This is a genomic window from Saccharothrix sp. NBAS 001, assembly GCF_056640475.1.
This window is the reverse complement of record NZ_CM153251.1, coordinates 9,022,873-9,040,000: the sequence shown is the minus strand read 5'-3', so window position 1 is coordinate 9,040,000 and position 17,128 is coordinate 9,022,873. Positions and strand designations below refer to the sequence as shown.

Annotated in this window: 13 protein-coding genes; 7 read left to right on the top strand and 6 right to left on the bottom strand. The window is 71.5% G+C overall.

Features of this window, described 5'->3' with window-relative positions; all coding sequences use genetic code 11:
- Positions 1-137 precede the first annotated feature (137 nt).
- Together AC0HI0_RS40485 and AC0HI0_RS40480 are read right to left on the bottom strand one after the other, a co-directional pair.
- The gene (locus tag AC0HI0_RS40485; RefSeq protein WP_480928749.1) at positions 138-3,809 is read right to left on the bottom strand and encodes an FkbM family methyltransferase; all 3,672 of its coding nucleotides are present in this window, start codon (positions 3,807-3,809) and stop codon (positions 138-140) included.
- 59 nt (positions 3,810-3,868) lie between these two features.
- Positions 3,869-5,212 (bottom strand): glutamine synthetase family protein, encoded by a 1,344-nt coding sequence (locus AC0HI0_RS40480; RefSeq protein WP_480928748.1) that lies wholly within the window; start codon positions 5,210-5,212, stop codon positions 3,869-3,871.
- A 152-nt stretch (positions 5,213-5,364) separates the two neighbouring features.
- On the opposite strand from AC0HI0_RS40480, the gene AC0HI0_RS40475 reads away from it, so the two are divergent.
- Both AC0HI0_RS40475 and AC0HI0_RS40470 read left to right on the top strand, forming a co-directional pair.
- Complete coding sequence (locus AC0HI0_RS40475) at positions 5,365-6,003, top strand: LppX_LprAFG lipoprotein (RefSeq protein ID WP_480928747.1); 639 nt, start codon at positions 5,365-5,367, stop codon at positions 6,001-6,003.
- Positions 6,000-7,538 carry an MFS transporter gene (locus AC0HI0_RS40470; RefSeq protein WP_480928746.1) on the top strand — a complete coding sequence of 513 codons (1,539 nt, stop codon included), beginning with the start codon at positions 6,000-6,002 and terminating at the stop codon, positions 7,536-7,538. Before AC0HI0_RS40475 ends, AC0HI0_RS40470 begins: the two co-directional genes overlap by 4 nt.
- 191 nt (positions 7,539-7,729) lie before the next feature.
- On the opposite strand, the gene AC0HI0_RS40465 is transcribed toward AC0HI0_RS40470, so the two are convergent.
- The gene (locus AC0HI0_RS40465) at positions 7,730-9,109 is read right to left on the bottom strand and encodes an FAD-dependent monooxygenase (RefSeq protein WP_480928745.1); all 1,380 of its coding nucleotides are present in this window, start codon (positions 9,107-9,109) and stop codon (positions 7,730-7,732) included.
- A 401-nt stretch (positions 9,110-9,510) separates the two neighbouring features.
- Here AC0HI0_RS40465 and AC0HI0_RS40460 point away from each other — a divergent pair, with 401 nt between their 5' ends.
- The 4 genes from AC0HI0_RS40460 (at position 9,511) to AC0HI0_RS40445 (ending at position 12,542) form a co-directional block, all read left to right on the top strand.
- Entirely contained in the window at positions 9,511-10,059 is a 549-nt protein-coding gene (locus AC0HI0_RS40460) for a P-loop nucleotide/nucleoside kinase family protein (RefSeq protein ID WP_480928744.1), read from the top strand.
- A gap of 92 nt (positions 10,060-10,151) precedes the next feature.
- Positions 10,152-10,337 (top strand): hypothetical protein, encoded by a 186-nt coding sequence (locus tag AC0HI0_RS40455; protein WP_041311956.1) that lies wholly within the window; start codon positions 10,152-10,154, stop codon positions 10,335-10,337.
- A gap of 46 nt (positions 10,338-10,383) precedes the next feature.
- Positions 10,384-11,796, top strand: a complete 1,413-nt coding sequence (locus AC0HI0_RS40450) for an RNB domain-containing ribonuclease (protein WP_480934499.1) — start codon at positions 10,384-10,386, stop codon at positions 11,794-11,796.
- Entirely contained in the window at positions 11,796-12,542 is a 747-nt protein-coding gene (locus AC0HI0_RS40445) for a helical backbone metal receptor (protein WP_480928743.1), read from the top strand. The genes AC0HI0_RS40450 and AC0HI0_RS40445 overlap by 1 nt, the downstream gene beginning before the upstream one ends.
- Before the next feature lie 63 nt (positions 12,543-12,605).
- Here AC0HI0_RS40445 and pip read toward each other — a convergent pair whose 3' ends face one another.
- From pip to AC0HI0_RS40430, 3 genes are all read right to left on the bottom strand, one after another.
- Positions 12,606-13,544, bottom strand: coding sequence for a prolyl aminopeptidase (pip, locus tag AC0HI0_RS40440; protein WP_480928742.1), 939 nt, complete (start codon positions 13,542-13,544; stop codon positions 12,606-12,608).
- Positions 13,545-13,632: 88 nt separating this feature from the next.
- Entirely contained in the window at positions 13,633-14,490 is an 858-nt protein-coding gene (gene panB, locus AC0HI0_RS40435) for a 3-methyl-2-oxobutanoate hydroxymethyltransferase (RefSeq protein WP_480928741.1), read from the bottom strand.
- A gap of 948 nt (positions 14,491-15,438) precedes the next feature.
- Positions 15,439-16,188: an SDR family oxidoreductase gene (locus tag AC0HI0_RS40430; RefSeq protein ID WP_480928740.1), complete on the bottom strand. Its 750-nt coding sequence runs from the start codon at positions 16,186-16,188 to the stop codon at positions 15,439-15,441.
- Between the two features lie 103 nt (positions 16,189-16,291).
- Between AC0HI0_RS40430 and AC0HI0_RS40425 the strand changes: the two genes are divergently transcribed.
- Positions 16,292-17,116, top strand: a complete 825-nt coding sequence (locus AC0HI0_RS40425) for a helix-turn-helix transcriptional regulator (protein ID WP_480928739.1) — start codon at positions 16,292-16,294, stop codon at positions 17,114-17,116.
- The last annotated feature ends 12 nt before the right edge of the window (positions 17,117-17,128 follow it).

The following is a 17,128-nucleotide window of genomic DNA, read 5'->3' as shown; positions in this document are numbered from 1 at the left end:
GGCAGCCGCTTAGACCGCTTATTCGCTTCCGGGAGTGACGCCGCAGTACTCTACCCGGCCCGATTCGCGGTGTCAACCGCTCGTTCCGAGGTCCTGCCTGGCGACTCGGCAAAAGTTACTCATGACCTGATCAGAAGTCAAATCGCCTGGTCAGCGGGCTGCCGGAGCGGCACGGCGACCTGCGGGCCGGGCGTCGGAGCCTGGATCGGGCGGGGTCGCAGCCACAGCGAGATGGTCCGCATCCCCTCCATCGCGGCGACGATCTGCTCCGGCGAGGCCGCTTCGCGGGTCGCCACCGGCACCAGGTCGTAGCCCCAGATCCGGAACTCCTTCAAGACCGTGACCGGATCGTCGCCGAATCCCTCCGTCGCGGACGCGGAGAACTCCAGGAACACGTGCGGGCGGTCGCGGCGCAACAAGCGCACGAGCCCGGCCAACGCGCGGTGCCCCCGGCCTGGTGCGTCCACGCGCACGACGGACAGCTTCATGCCGTGCAGTGCCGGTACGGCTTCCAGCTCCTTGTCGAGCCGGGCCGCACGCACCTTCGGCGTGCCCTCGGGCGCGTCGGCCGGCAGCGGTGCGACGGACACGCCGCCGGTGAGCGCGGGCTGCGTGGCCAGTTCGCCGACGCTCTCCCACGCGGCGGCGTCCACGACGACGAGCCGGTCGGCGATGCGTTCAGGCAGGTTGACCTCGACGTTGTGGCGCAGGAGTTCCCGCGCGGACGTACACGGCTCCACGGCGACCACGGCACCCGCTGTGCCGAACCGGCTCAACATGCGCACGGTCTGGTAGCCCACGTACGCGCCGACGTCGAGGAAGATCCCGTCGGGTTCCACCACGGAGTCGATGAGTTCGGACAGGTCCGATTCCCACACGCCGTTGCTGGAGAGCATCGGCAGCATGAACGCGTCGTCGGACGGCAGCCGCAGCAGCCCCACCTCGGTCAACACGAGGGAGCTGCGCACATCGGGCACGGTCTCGCCGTGCCGTTCGTGTTCACGCACCACCACGCGCCGCAGCGCGTCCGCCGTCTGCTGCGCCTGGTTGGCGGCGCGCATCCCGTAGTCGAGCCGGGTGTCACGTTCCCGCAGCACCTCGACGACCTTGGACTCCAGGCTGTCGATGCGGTCGAGCGTCCGTTCCAACGCGACGGCGAGCTTGTCGATGCGCTGGGCGAGCGCGTCGCCGGTCTTGGCGCGTTTGCCGGCTTCGGCGACCACGGCGTCCTCGATCTCGCGCAGCCGCCTGCCTTGCCCGGCCATGTCGGCACGCACCCGCACGACGCCGTCGTCCAGGCCGATCACCTGGTCGGACAGCTGTCCCTGGCGTTCGAGGTGCAGTTCGATCTCGGACCGCAACATCTCCAGTTCGCCGAGTCCGATGCCGGTGGACAGCTCGTCCTGTCGGCGCACGAGTTCGGAGACCGTCCGTTCGACACCGTCCACAAGGGACGCCAGCACGTCGCGCATGTGGTTGTCGTGGTGGTCCAGGACGCGCAGCACCATCTTGCGCAGCTGCGGTGCCATGGGGGTGCGGCTGGCCACGCCGACGTCGGGCTGCCGCAGCAGGGCGTGCTTCGCGGAGTGCAGCGCCTTCATCGGGTCCACGGCGGGGCTCGGGTTCGCTGCGGCACGGCGCGCGCGCCACGCGCGATAGGCGTGTTCGACGCGTTCACGCATGATGTCGCCGATTCGGGCGACCGTGCGGCTTTCCAGGCGTTCGCGGCCCTTCACGCCGATGGCGCGCGCTGTGGGCAGGTCGTCCGCGAGCGCGCGCAGCAGTTTGACGGCGGCCTGCACGTCCGGTTCGGACCCTTGCCGGCACGGCACGTACACGACGGACTGCTTGTCGAACAGCTCGGTGACCGGCCCCTGGTCGGGGGTGAGGATCGGGATGCCCCGCGCGGCGTGCGCGGCGAGCGCCGAGGTGATCCGGTCGCCCCGACCGCGGTGCAGCGAGATCAGGCAGTCGACCGGGCCGAGGTCGGCGACCAGTTCGATGCGCGGGTCGGTGGCGGTGGCCAGGCGGAGCCGCTCGGCGGCTTCGGGGTGGGCGTCCGCGCCGGTCACGGCGATCCGCAGGGTGACGTCCGCGCGGTCGGTGAACGCGCCGAGGAACGCCGAGACAGCGCCGATGACGTTGCCCTCGCGGTCGACGGCGTGGTCGGCGAGCGCCCCGAAGACCGCCCCTTCGTGGTCGTCGGGTTCGTAGGCGTCGTGCTCGGGCACGGGCAGCGGCAGGACCCGGACCGCAGGCCCGCCGGTGCGCTCCACGGCGGCACGGGTCGCCTCGGAGGGCACCCACAGTTCGTTGGCGTCCGGCGCGGGCCCCTCGTCCAGGCGGTAGTCGACGACGAACCGCCCGGGGGGCACCGGCACGGCGCGGTCGACGCGCACCACGACCGGGTAGCCGACGGTGGTCGACATGGGCAGTCCGGACGCGCGCGCGGCGGCCTGGAGCAGGTCGGCGACCGGGCCGGAGCCGATGACGGACACGCCGAGCTGGTCGAGCAGGACCGGCGTGTCGGCGCGCGTGCTGGGCACGGCGGGCACCGGCAGCCGGCCGGTCGCGACGCCCGGACCGGCGCACCAGTCGCGGAACGCGGCGGCGTCCGCGCCGAACGGCTCCGGGAACTGGGTGCGCAGCGCCTGGTCACCACGCCACAGCGCGGCGGCCCAGCGGGTGCTGCCCGGCAGGTCTGGCGCGGGCGCGCAGGCCCACGCGAGGAACCCGGCACCGCCGTCCGCGCCGAACGCGGCGGGCGGGTGGGGCAGCGTGACCGCAGCCCCGTTGACCTGGCCTTCGGCCGGCTTCTCGTGGGTGAAGTGGGCCGGGTCGAACACCGAGCCGGGGTTGGCGCGCGCGGCCTCGCGGTAGTCGGCGCGCAGCTCGTCCGGGATCGGCGTGCCGTCGGGGAGCTGGCCGAAGCCGTAGCGCACCGGGACGGGCGTGTAGCCGCGCCGCACGAGTTCGCCGCGGTAGGCCGTGCACAGGTCGGCGAGGTCGGGGTGTTCGGACAGCAGCACGCGCGGCCGGTCGGCGAACACCGCCGACAGCAGCCACGGCCGGCCCGGGTCGTAGCCCTCGAAGTGGACCGTGCGCAGCGGTTCGCCGAGCACGGTCAACGTGCCGTCGTCCAGGCGGTGCAGGTCGCGTTGGCTCGCGTTCCACGCCGACAGGCCGATCGTGGCGTCGCGCAGCACGTCCAGGCTGACCAGCGCGGGTGCCATGTCGAGCACGGCCTTGGTCGCATCCGGCGTGCGCCGCAGCTGCTCCTCCAAGGAGCGCAGGAACGGTTCGGCACCGGGCGCGACCACCAGGAATCCGGGATCGAACACGCCGGTTTCCAGCAGTTCGGTCGGCGTCGGGCGCAGGCCGTCGTCCGGCAGCGGGCGCAGCGCGCGCGGCAGCAGCACCAGCGGACCGCGTTCGACGGCGTCGAGCACCCGGTCGGACACCGGGGCCAGCACCTGCACCCACGGGTCGAGGTAGAGCACCGGGATGCGCTGGCCGAGCAGCTGCTCCAGCAGTCTCGGCCGGAGCAGCCCGCACAGCTGGCGCGCGGTGCAGCCGGTCGCCAGCTCGGCCAGCTCCGCGGGGCGCACCCCGAGGTCGGCGGGCGTCACCAGGCCGGGGCCGGAGTGCTCCGGCAGGGCGTCCACGATGAGCGCGACGAACCGCGCCTCGGGGTGGTTGGCCAGGAAGGATCCCGACAGCACCTTCACCGCGGGCAGTTCGGCGGCGGTGGCCACCGTGCACGCGATCAGGGTGGGGCGGGCTTCCGAACTCGCGGGCACCTCGGTCACGGTCTGCAAACCTAGCTTCTCCGAATGCCCGGTGTGGACCACCCGCACGGGTTTTTCCTTCACAGGACCGGCAGCAGCGTACGAAGCTCGTAAGGCGTGACGCTGCGCCGGTACGCGTCCCACTCCGTGCGCTTGTTGCGGAGGAAGAAGTCGTAGACGTGCTCGCCCAGCGCTTCGGGCAGCAGTTCGGAGTTCTCCATCTCGGCCAGCGCCTCTCCCAGGTTCTGCGGCAGGTTGTCGTAGCCCGCCGCCCGGCGCTCGCGGTCGGTGAGCGACCACACGTCGTCCTCGGCGGGTGGCGGCAGCTCGTAGCCCTTCTCCACGCCCTTGAGGCCGGCGGCGAGGATCACCGCGTAGGCGAGGTACGGGTTGCACGCCGAGTCCAGCGAGCGGATCTCCACCCGGCGGGACGACGACTTGCCCGGCGAGTACATCGGGACGCGCACCAGCGCGGAGCGGTTCGCGTGACCCCAGCACACGGCCGTGGGCGCTTCGCCGCCGACGATGAGCCGCTTGTAGGAGTTGACCCACTGGTTCGTGACACCGGAGATCTCACGGGCGTGCTTGAGCAGGCCCGCGACGAACGCCTTACCGGTCTCCGACAGCTGGTAGGGGTCCTCGGCGTCGTAGAACGCGTTGCGGTCGCCTTCGAACAGGCTGACGTGCGTGTGCATCCCGGAGCCGGGCTGGTCGGAGAACGGCTTGGGCATGAAACTGGCCCGCACGCCCTGCGTGATCGCGACCTCGCGCACCACGTACCGGAAGGTCATGACGTTGTCCGCCATGGTCAGCGCGTCGGCGTAGCGCAGGTCGATCTCCTGCTGGCCGGGCGCGCCCTCGTGGTGGCTGAACTCCACCGAGATGCCCATCGCCTCCAGCGCCTCGATGGCGTGCCGTCGGAAGTGCGTGGCCGTCTCGTGGCTGGTCTGGTCGAAGAAGCCGCCGTTGTCCGCCGGGATCGGCTCGCTGCCGTCGTCCGGGAGGTTCTTCAGCAGGAAGAACTCCATCTCCGGGTGGACGTAGCAGGTGAACCCGGCCTCGCTGGCCTTGGCCAGGGTGCGCCGCAGGACGTGCCTCGGGTCGGCCCACGACGGCGAGCCGTCCGGCATCGCGATGTCGCAGAACATCCGCGCCGAGTAGTTCGCCTTGTCCGGCGTCTGCCACGGCAACACCTGGAACGTCGACGGGTCGGGCTTGGCCACCATGTCCGACTCGTAGACCCGCGCGAAGCCCTCGATGGCCGAGCCGTCGAAGCCGATGCCCTCGCTGAAGGCGCCTTCGAGTTCGGCCGGCGCCACCGCGACGGACTTCAGGAAGCCCAGCACGTCGGTGAACCAGAGCCGGACGAACCGGATGTCCCGTTCCTCAAGGGTGCGGAGCACGAACTCCTGCTGGCGGTTCATGGCACGAAGCCTAGGTAAAGCCGGTTGCGGGCGCGTTGCCGACTCGCGGGAAACCACCGCGGCCCACCGCGCGGATCGGACAACCCGCAGGTCACGTGGCAGGACCCCCGATTTGAGAGAGTTCTCAGGTCGGTGGACCTACGATTCTGCGCATGTCCCGTCGCCGCGTCCTGGTAGGCGCGCTCGCACTGCTGCTGGCCGGGTGCTCGTCGTCCGGCGACCTGCCCTCCGGGTCCGACCTGGTGGGCAAGTCGGCCGCCGCCATGCGCTCGGTGAGCAGCACGCACTTCACCATCAAGGTCGACGGCGAACTGCCCGACGTGAGCGTGAAGGACGCCGAAGGCGACCTGAACGCGAAGGGCGAGTCGAAGGGCCGCGCCAAGGTCGAGCAGTTCGGCCAGCTCCTGGAGGTGGAGTACGTCCTGGTCGGCCGCGACCTGTACTTCAAGGGCCCGACCGGCGGGTTCTCCAAGCTGCCCGCCGCGCTGGCCGGCCAGGTCTACGACCCGACCGCCATCCTCGACCCGGACAAGGGCGTGGCGAAGGTGCTCGCCGGCGCAAAGGACGCGAAGACGGTCAGCTCCGGCAGCGACGGCCAGGTGGTCGAGGCGACCGTGCCGAAGGACCTGGTGGCGGCCCTGGTGCCGGGCATCGGCGGCGACGTGAAGTCGACGTTCACGCTCAAGGACGACAAGCTGACCAACGCCGTGTTCGAGCTGTCCGGCGGCGCGAAGGTGACCATCGCGCTGACCGACCTGAACAAGACGTTCACCGTCGCCCCGCCGACGTGAGTTCGCGACGGCTGGCGATCGGCGCCGGGGCGCTCGCCGTCCTGCTGGGCGCGCTGGACGCGTACGTGGTGGTCGGCGTCCTGGTCGACATGGTGCGCGACCTGGGCATCCCGGTGAACCACCTGGAGCGCGCGACCCCCGTGGTGACCGGCTACCTGCTGGGCTACGTGGCCGGGATGCCGCTGCTCGGCCAGCTGTCGGACCGGTTCGGCCGGCGGGTCGTGCTGCACCTGTGCCTGGCCGGGTTCGCCGTCGGCTCGGCGGTCACCGCGCTCGCGGGCGACCTGCCGCTGCTGGTCGCGGGCCGGGTCGTGCAGGGGTTGGCCGGTGGCGCGCTGCTGCCGGTGACGATGGCGCTGGTCGGCGACCTGTGGGAAGAGCGGCGGCGGGCCGGGGCGCTGGGTGTGGTCGGCGCGGCGCAAGAGCTGGGCAGCGTGCTCGGGACGCTGTACGGCGTCGGGGTGGCGTCGCTGTTCAACGCGTGGTCGGTGTTCGAGTCGCTGGAGCCGCAGAGCTGGCGGTGGGTGTTCTGGGTGAACCTGCCATTGGCGGCGGTCGCGATGCTGATCGTGCAGCGCACCGTGCCCGGCGGGTCGGGCAGACCGGTGCGGATCGACTTCGTCGGCGGCGCGCTGCTGGCGCTGTCGCTGGGGCTGCTCGTCGTGGGCCTGTACAACCCGGACCCGGAGCACGCCGTCCTGCCGCCGTGGGGGTGGCCGGCGCTCGGCGGCGCGGTGGTCGTGTTCGCCGGGTTCGTGTGGTGGGAGAAGCGGTCGTCGGTGCGGCTGCTGGATCCGGCCGGGGTGGCGATGCGGCCGTTCCTGGCGTCGCTGGGGGTGTCGCTGGCGGCCGGGGCGGCGTTGATGGTGACGCTGGTGGACGTGGAGCTGTTCGCGCAGACGGTGCTGCGGCTGGATTCGGCGGCGGCCGTGGCGCTGCTGGCCAGGTTCCTGATCGCGCTGCCGGTCGGGGCGTTGCTCGGCGGTTGGCTGGCCGCCCGCGTGGGCGACCGGTGGGTGTCGGTGGTGGGGATGGCGCTGGCCGGGGTCGCGTACGTGCTGATCTCGCGCTGGCCGGCCGACGTGTCCCCGTTCACGCTCGACCGCGACCTGGTGGTGGCGGGGTTCGGCCTGGGCCTGGTGATCGCCCCGGTGTCGGCGGCGGTGCTGCGCGTGGTGCCGGCGGTCCAGCACGGCGTCGCGTCGGCGGCGGTCGTGGTGGCGAGGATGACCGGAATGCTGGTGGGCGTCGCGGCCCTGTCGGCCTGGGGCCTGCACCGCTTCCGTGAGCTGACAGCGGAGCTGAACACCCCGCTCCCGTTCGGCGTGCCCGAGGAGGAGTTCAAACGTCAGGTGGAGCAGTACCAACAGGCGCTCACCGACGCTCTCCTGACGGAGTACCACGAGATCTTCCTGATCACCGCCGTCATCTGCGCCGCCGGAGCCGCCCTGTCCCTCCTCCTGCCCACCAGATCACCGACCACTCCCGCTCCCAGCACCCCCGCCGGCCACGCCACACACCCCCAAATCGGGTGATCAATCGTCAAAAACCCCCGAAAACGTACGGAAACACTGTTCCCGTTACTCGGTGAGATATCGAATCCGCGCGAACCACCCCACCACCTTCTACCCGGGAGAACTCGTCAATGCCCAGTCCACCCCGACGTCGGTCCTGCCGGCACCCACGTCGACCGGGCACCGCAGGTTCACGCACCCGAGACCGTGACCTACGACCCGGCCGCCGAACCGCCCGCCGACGAACCGCCGGCCGACGAGCCGATCGGCGAGCCGGCCGCTGCGCCAGCCGACGAGCCGGAGTCCGGCACGCCTTCGTAGTCGGGCAGCTCGACGCCGTTGATCGCACGCTCCACCAACTCGGTGAGCCACTCGGTGTCGGGCTCCGCACTCGCCTCGGCGTCCGACACGGCGCTCGACCCGGTGTCCGACACGGCGTCCGGTCCGGCGTCCGACACAGCGTCCGGTCCGGCATCCGGCTCGGGGACGTCGCGCATGCGCGCGTGCAACCGGCCGATCTCCTGGTTGGCCTCGACGAACGAGCGCATCCGGCGCTCGTAGCCGGCGAACCCGGCCTCCGGGTCCCACCCGGCGGCGGCCAGCTCACCGGCCAGCAAGTACGCGCCGACCAGGGCCAGTCCGGTGCCCTGCCCGGACAGGGGCGACGAGCTGAACGCCGCGTCCCCCAGCAGCCCCACCCGTCCGCTCGACCAGCGGTCCATCACCACCTGGGCGACCTGGTCGAGGTAGAAGTCCGGGGTGTCGTCCAGGTGCGCGAGGATGCGTGAGGTCAACCAGCCGAAGCCGGCCATCCGCTCGCGCAGCAGGCGTTTCTGGGCATCGACGTCCCGGTGGTCGACGTCGAGGTCGGCCGCGGTGAAGGAGAACATGGCCATCGCCCGGGTGGCGTCCTGGATGGGCCGCAGGCCGGTGGAACGCCCGGACTCCTGGTACTCGATCAGCCAGCGGTCCAGCTCGAACTCGTTGGGCACGCTGTAGAAGGCCAACACGTGCCCGAGGTGGCGGACGAACCGCTCGCGCGGCCCGAAGACCATCGCCCGCAGCGCCGAGTGCAGCCCGTCCGCCCCGACCACCAGGTCGAAGCGCCGCCGGTCGCCGCTCGCGAAGACGACGTCGACCCCGTCCGCGTCCTGGGCGAGTTCGGCGATCCGGTCGCCGAAGATGTACTCGACGCCGTCCCGGGTGTCGTCGTAGAGCACCCGTGACAAGTCCCCGCGCAGGATCTCGATCTCCGCGATGTACCCGTCGCCGCCGTCGTCGTCCGCGCGGTAGGTCTCCAGCACGTTCCCGTCCGCGTCCACGCTGTTCGCACCGGCGGTCTCGGTGCGGGCCGTGCGCACGGCCGCATCCAGGCCCATCCGCCGAACGACCTCCTTGCCCACGCCGCGAACGTCCACGGCCTGCCCACCCGGGCGCAGCTCGGGAGCCCGTTCCACCACGGTCACCTCGGCCCCTCGCCGACGCAACCAGTGGGCCAGCGCGGGCCCCGCGATGCTCGCCCCCACCACCAACACCCTGGTGGCGGCGGCCTGGGTGGTCTCCTCGCGGGTCCCGAACTCGTGGGTCGTCATGTCAGGTTTCCTCCGGGTCGGGCTCGGTGTCGCCGGGTTTTGTCGATCTTGGGGCTCGGGTGAACGGCCCGCACGACCTGGCGGTCGGGGCTGCCGGGTGGCTTCTCGTCGCACGAGCTTCGCGACGCGCGAACGGGGTCCGACCCACCCCGCCCGCACCGGATCGTCGATCACCGCCACGTCCAACACGCGAACACCCTCGCACCGACAATTATTAACGTAAAGACAAAATTTGTTTTCGGTTGAACGTGGATCTGCGCACCGCCTGGTTGCCCCGACCAACGTGGGCGCGGTCGTCCGGACCTGGTGCTCGTGCCACGACGTCGGCAGCCTGCCCGTCCGCGAAGTTCGACCAGGACGGACCAAGGTGGCGATGTCGCGGACAACGCGGATACGTTGCAATGGTGATCATCTGGCTCAACGGTGGGTTCGGGGCGGGAAAGACGACCCTGGCACAGGAGCTGCACCGGCGGCTCCCGGACGCGCTCGTGTACGACCCCGAAGACGTCGGCCTCATGCTGTGGAAGTGGATGCGGCCCAACGACGACTTCCAGGACCTGCCGAGCTGGCGGGAGCTGGTGGTCGCGACGGCGCGGTCGCTGCGCAGGCATCACGCGCACACGCTCATCGTGCCGATGTCGCTGGTCCGCGACGCCTACCGGGCGGAGATCCTCGGCGGCCTGGCCGACGCGGGCGAGGAAGTCCTGCACGTCTTCCTGGACGCGGACGCCGACGTGCTCCGGGAGCGGCTCAGCGCCCGTCCGCCGCTCCCGAACGACCCGGAGACCGGCCAGTCCGCCCTCGAATGGGCGCTGAGCAGGATTGATCCGACCGCCGCCGCCCGCCAGCCGGACGGCACGGTCGTGCTGCGCTCGGACCGGCTCACCCCGGCCGAACTGGCCGACGAGGTGCTGGCCGCGGGCCGCCTGCGCTCCGGTTCCGCCGGATAGGCGCACCGCGCGAGCACCACGCTCCGACGTCCGCTGGGATCTTGTGGGTGGCCGGACATGACATGCAGCGCCGCGCATGTCAGCCTGGACATATGGGTGATCCGAATGCCTGGTACTACTGCCTGACCCACCAGACGGCCGAGAAAGGCGTCGGCTGCCGCGGCGGGGATCGGATGGGGCCTTACCCGGACGAGGCGACGGCTCGGCGGGCGCTGGAGTTGGCCCGCGAGCGGACCGAGTCGGAGGACGAGGCCGATCGGAAGTGGAAGGGGAAATAGACCAGGTTCGGGTGCTCACGCGGGTTAGGGTGCACACGTGGCCTCGATGGTGATCCGTACCGGGCGGGCGGACCTGGACTTCAGCGGTATTCGGGCCGAGTTCGGGTTGCCCGCGGAGTTTCCGCCCGCGGTGCTGGCCGAGGCCGAGCAGGCGGTCGGGCGCGATGTCGCGGTGGGCGATCGCGAGGACGCGACGGCGTTGCCGTTGGTGACCATCGATCCGCCGGGCGCGAAAGACCTGGACCAGGCCGTGCTCGTGGAACGGGTCGGGCGCGGGTTCCGGGTGCACTACGCGATCGCCGACCTCGGCGTGTTCGTCGTGCCGGACGGCGCGTTGGACGCCGAGGTCCGGCGGCGCGGCCAGACGCTCTACCTGCCCGACGGCAACGTGCCGCTGCACCCGACCGCGCTGTCCGAGGGCGCGGCGAGCCTGCTGCCGTCGCAGACCCGGCCGGCGGTGCTGTGGACGTTCGAGTGCGGTGCCGACGGCGAGCCCGTGGACGTCCGGGTCCGCCGGGCGATGGTGCGGTCGACGGCCCAGTTCGACTACGAGAGCGTGCAGACGTCCTTCGATTCGGGCACACCGCACCCGTCGATCGAGGCGTTGGCCGATTTCGGGCGGTTGCGGCGGGAGCGGGCCACGGAGCGCGGCGCGGTCGAGTTGCGGCTGCCGGAGCAGGAGATCGTGCCCAACGGGGACGGTGACTGGAAGCTCGTCGTCCGGCCCCGGGTCGACGTCGACGCCTGGAACGCCGAGATCTCGCTGCTGACCGGCATGTCCGCCGCGCGGATCATGCTGGACGCGAAGGTCGGCGTGCTGCGGACGTTGCCGGACGCGGACGACACGGCGGTCGACGCGCTCCGGCGGTCGGCCAGCGCGTTGGGTGTGCCGTGGCCGGACGGTGTCACGCCGTCTCGGCTGCTGGCCGGGCTCGACCCGGCGCGGCCGGAGTCGCTGGCGCTGTTCGTGGACGCCACGAGGTTGTTGCGGGGCGCGGGGTACACGGCGTTCGACGGGCAGATCCCGCCGGTCACCACGCACGCCGGCGTCGCCGCCCCGTACACGCACGTCACCGCGCCGCTGCGGCGGCTGGTGGACCGGTTCGCCACCGAGGTGTGCCTGGCGGTGACCTCCGGCCGGGAAGTTCCGGAGTGGCTGCGGCGGGCGCTGCCGTTGCTGCCCGCGGTGATGGGCGGCTCGGACACGGTGGCGAACAAGGTGGAGCGGGCCTGTTTGGACCAGGTCGAGGCGTGGGTGCTGGCCGACCGGGTCGGGCAGGTCTTCGACGCCGTGGTGCTGCGGGCCGACAACAACGGCGCGGACGTGTTCGTCGCGCAGCCGCCCGTCATGGGCCGGTGCGTGGGAGCCGACCTGCCGGAAGGCGAACGGATCCAGGCCCGGTTGACCGTGGCCGATCCGGAACGCCGGAAGGTCGCGTTCGCCAGGGTCGACGGCTGATGCTGCCGGTCGACGACCTGGGCGAGCCGGTTGCGCTGCCCAACGCCCCGCGACGGGTGGTGAGCCTGGTCCCGTCGCTGACCGAGGCGGTCGATCCCGCCGTGCTCGTCGGAGCCACCGACTACTGCACGCACCCCGCGGACCTGGACGTGGCGCGGGTCGGCGGGTCGAAGTACCCGAAGGTCGAGCGCGTGTTGGCGTTGGCGCCGGACCTGGTGCTCGCGAACAGCGAGGAGAACCGCCCCGAGGACGTGGAACGCTTGCGCGCCAACGGGATTCCGGTGTGGGTGACGGCCGCGCCGGCCACCGTGCCGGCGGCTCTCAAGTCGTTGCGGCGACTGTTGGGCACGGCGTGGGACGTCGAACCCGACTGGCTGGTCGAGGCCGAACGCGTGTGGCGGGACGTCGAGCCGGCCAGGTTCCGGGCGATCGTCCCGGTGTGGCGCAAGCCGTGGGTCGTGGTGGGACGGGACACGTTCGCCGGGGACGTGCTGCGGCGGCTCGGCGTGGTCAACGTGTACGCCGACCATGCCGAACGTTATCCGCGCCCGTCGCTGGACGAACTCCGGTCGTTGGAGGCGGACCTGGTGGTGCTGCCCGACGAGCCGTACCTGTTCACGCCCGAGGACGGGCCGCAGTTCTTCCCGGGTTTGCGGCCGGTGCACGTGTCCGGGCGCTACCTGACCTGGTACGGGCCGTCTTTGGTGGCCGCCCGGTCGGAGTTGGCAGGAGCGTTCGCGGGCTGAGCCACCGGAGGTCGGGAGGGAGGCTTCAGCCCGCGCCGCTCGGGGCCGTCGGTCTCGGCGGTCTCAGAGCCGGAAGCGGTCGGTGGCGTCCACCAGCGCCTTCAGGATGCCCGGCTCGTCGAACGAGTGCCCCGCGTCCGGCACCATGACCAGTTCCGAGCCCTGCCACGCCCGGTGCAGCTCCCACGCGGACGTCGCCGGCGTGGCCATGTCGTAGCGGCCCTGCACGATGATGCCCGGGATGCCCGCGAGTTTGCCGACGTCGCGCAGCAGCTGTCCCTCGTCGAGCCACCCCCGGTTGACGAAGAAGTGGTTCTCGATGCGGGCGAACGCCAGCGCGTAGCGGGGTTCGGCGAACACCGCGACCAGCTCGGGCCGTTCCCGGAAGGTGACCGTCGAGCCCTCCCACACGCTCCACGCGACCGCCGCCGGCAGGTGCACGGCCGGGTCCGGGTCGTTGAGCAGCCGGGCGTAGGTGTTGATCACGTCGCCGTCCGGCGCGAGCGCCGCGACCCGCTCCCACACCTCGGGGAACACGAACCCCGCGCCGCCGCCGTAGTACCAGTCCAGCTCGCGTTGCCGCAGCGTGAAGATGCCGCGCAGCACGAGTTCGGTGACCCGCGACGGGTGGGTTTCGGCGTACGCGAGCGCGAGCGTGCTGCCCCACGAGCCGCCGAACACCTGCCACCGTTCGACGCCCAGGTGTTCGCGCAGCTTCTCCAAGTCGTCGACGAGGTGCCAGGTGGTGTTGGCGCTCAGGTCCGCGCCCGGCTCGCCGGCGTGCGGCGTGGACCGCCCGCAGCCGCGCTGGTCGAGCAGCACGATCCGGTAGACCGCCGGGTCGAACAACCTGCGGTGGACGGGCGAACTGCCGCCGCCGGGGCCACCGTGCAGGAACACCACAGGTTTTCCGTAGGGGTTGCCGCACACTTCCCAGTAGACGCGGTTGCCTGCGCCGACGTCGAGCAGGCCCTGGTCATAGGGCTCGATCTCGGGGTACATGCCCCTACTCTGCACGACTCCGCGCGGCCGAAGATCACCCCGCTGGGGCCGTCGGGCAGGCCCGACGGCCCCAGCGGGCGTCGGCCGATCAGTGGAACGTGTGCTCCGGGCCGGGGAACTGGTGACCGCGGACCTCGTCGGCGAACGAGCGGGCCGCGCCGAGCATGACGTCGGCCATGTCGGCGTACCGCTTCACGAACTTGGGCGCCTTGCCGCGCCGGAGCCCGACCATGTCCTGCCACACGAGGACCTGCGCGTCGGTGTCCGGCCCCGCGCCGATGCCGACGGTCGGGATCGCCAGGTCGTGCGTGATCTGCTTGGCGACCTCGGCGGTGACCATCTCCAGCACCACCGCGAACGCCCCCGCTTCCTGGACGGCGCGCGCGTCGGCCACGACCGAGTCGAACCCGTCGTTGCGGCCCTGGACCCGGTAGCCGCCGAGCTGGTGCTCGCTCTGGGGGGTGAACCCGATGTGGGCCATCACGGGAATGCCGGCCTGCACGATCGCCTGGATGTGCGGCGCGAAGTGACGGCCGCCTTCGAGCTTGACGGCGTGCGCGCGGCCTTCCTTCATGAACCGCACCGCGGTGGCCACGGCCTGCTCGACCGACACCTGGTAGGAGCCGAACGGCAGGTCCGCCACGACCAGGGCGCGCTTCACGGACCGGGTGACGCCCCGGACCAGCGGGATCAGCTCGTCCACGGTCACCGGCAGCGAGGTGTCGTAGCCGTAGACGTTGTTCGACGCGGAGTCGCCGACCAGCAGCACGGGGATGCCTGCCTCGTCGAACAGCTCGGCGGTGTACATGTCGTAGGCGGTGAGCATGGGCCACGGCTCGCCGCGTTCCTTCAGCTCGCGCAGGTGGTGGATGCGCACCTTCTTCGCCGGCGTGGCGGGGGCACTGGCCCCGCTGCCATAGGGCGCCGCTACCTCGGCAGAGGTCATGTCGACCGTCCTCCCTCGAAGCCCGCTTCGTCGCGGGTCTCCGGGCCTAGTTGCACGGTTACCCGATCAGCGTGACACCACGAGGGCTGGTTGTGCGCGGTGTGCGAGTCACTTCACACGTGCCGATGGGTCACCACCCTGGTCCGTCCGGGCGGGGCCGGCCGGACTGAGCCGTCCGGACATCCCGCAGACCGACCCAACCCACGCCAGCCCCAACCCACGCCAGCCCCACAACCCACGCGGGCCACGCAGCCTGACCCTGCGGCCCGGCCCACCAGCGCAGCTCCACGCCACAGGCCGAGGGGCGCAGTTCCACGGCCGCAGCCCTACGGGCGTGGGCGCTGCGGGCGTGGGCGCTCGGCGCGCGCGACGCGCGCTGCGGGCGCGCGGTCACGTCCCTGCGGGCGGGCGCTCGGGGCCAAGTGCGGGAGACGGAGCGGGTCCGGGCGGCTGGGCGGACGTGGGCGGCTGGGCGGACGTGGGCGGCTGGTGTGGGTGGCCGGGTTGCGAGTTCGGGCTGGTGGGGGTGGCGGGGAGGTGGGTGGTGTGGTGCGGGAGGTGGGTCGGGGTTTGGGGGACGTGGGTTCGGGCCCAGCGTGGGGTGCGGCGGTTGGGGTCTGTGGACAGGCGGGTGCGTGGCCAGGGGAGGTCGGACGGGGTGTGGGGCTGGGGTTGTCGGGAGTGGGAGATGGCGTGGGGGTTCGGGTGGGCAAAGGTTCGGGGTGGCTCGTGCGGCTTCATTACTTCACCGAGTAACGGGAACAGTGTTTCCGTACATATTTGGGCTCTCTGACACGGTTGTGTGACGACAGGTCCCTCTTTGGGGCGGTGTGTGCGGGGGGCGTGGAGGGTGGGTGGGGTGTTGGGTGTGTGCCGGGCTCCGGAAGTTGAACGCGTGGGTTCAATGTGTTGTGTGGGAGCCCGGCAGCGAGGGTGGTGCGGGGCGGATCAGACCTGACGGGTGGGCATGACGATGATCTGCCGCAGGTTCACGTGCTTCGCGCGGCTCGTGGCGTAGCCGACCACGTCCGCCACATCGGCCGAGGACAGGCGGCCCACGCCGCCGAACCACGTGCTGAGGTCGTCCTGGACGGCCGCGTTGTCGATGTGGCCGGCCAGTTCGCTCTCGGTGAAGCCCGGTTCGACGTTGGTGACGCGCACGTCTTTCGGGCCCAGTTCGGTGCGCAGGTTCGCGGACAGGTGGGTGACCGCGGCCTTCGTCGCCGTGTAGACCGCGAAGTTGGGGAACGTCAGGTGCGCGCCGATCGACGAGATGTTCACCAGGTCGGCCGGACCGGACTTGGCGGCCTCCACCAAGTCCTCGGTGAACTCTTTGATCACGTTGAGCACGCCGCCGATGTTCGTGTCGATCATCCGGGTCCACTCGTCGGTGCGGGCGTCGGCGATCGGGTTGGCGAGCATGACGCCCGCGTTGTTGACCACCAGGTCGACGCGGCCGAAGGCGTCGTGGACGGCGGTGACCGCTTCGGTGAGGTCGGTGGTCACGTCGGCGGCCACCGCGAGGGCTTGCCCACCGTCGGCGTTGATCTTGCCGGCCAGTTCGGCGAGTCGGTCGGCCCGCCGCGCGAGCAGCGCTACCCGGGCGCCCGAGCGGGCGAGCAGCAGGGCGATCTCCGCGCCGATTCCGCTGGCGGCGCCGGTGACCACGGCGGTGCGGTTGGTGAGGTCGTATGTCATGGGACCAGAGTGGGTGCGGTCCGCCCGGGGACCGGAGGCCCCGTTTTTCCCTAGGTCTGTCAGGACCAGGTTGCGGCGGCGCGATCCGGCCATACTGGGGTGCGTGAACCACGACCTGGGCGAGTTCCTGCGCACGCGCCGGGCCCGCGTCCGGCCGGACGACGTGGGTCTGCCGGGCGGCGGGCGGCGGCGCGTGCCGGGCTTGCGGCGGGAGGAGTTGGCGCTCCTGGCCGGCGTGAGCGTGGACTACTACATGCGGCTGGAGCAGGGCCGGACGCCGGCGGTGTCGGATGCCGTGTTGGACGCGGTGGCGCGGGTGTTGCGGTTGGACGACACCGAACGGGCGCACTTGCGGAACCTGGTCCGGCCGGCTACTCCGCGCAAAGCGGTGCCGCAGCGGGTGCGGCCTGGGCTGCGGCGGTTGCTGGACCGGATGACCGACGTGCCCGCGTTCGTGATGGGCCGCCGCACGGACCTGTTGGCGTGGAACGTGTTGGCGGGTGCGCTGTACGGGTTCGAGGATTTCGTGCCGGGCATGTTGAACAGCGCGCGGCACGCGTTCCTGGATCCGGACGCGCGCCGGTTCTACCGGGACTGGCCGACGGTGGCGGCGGACACCGTGGCGGTGTTGCGGCTGGACGCGGGGCGGCATCCCGACGACGCGCGGCTGGCGGCGCTGGTCGGCGAGTTGTCGGTGAAGGACGAGCTGTTCCGGAAGTTGTGGGCGCAGCACGCCGTGTTGGAGAAGACGCACGGGACGAAGCTGATGCATCACCCGGTCGTGGGTGATCTGGACCTGGACTACGAGGCGTTGACGTTCCCGGCCGACCCCGACCTGCAACTGGTCGTGTACACGGCCAAGGAGGGGTCGCCGACCGAGGAGAGGCTGCGCTTGTTGGCCAGTTGGTCCGCCTCGGTCGACGTTTAGGGGTGCGGGCGG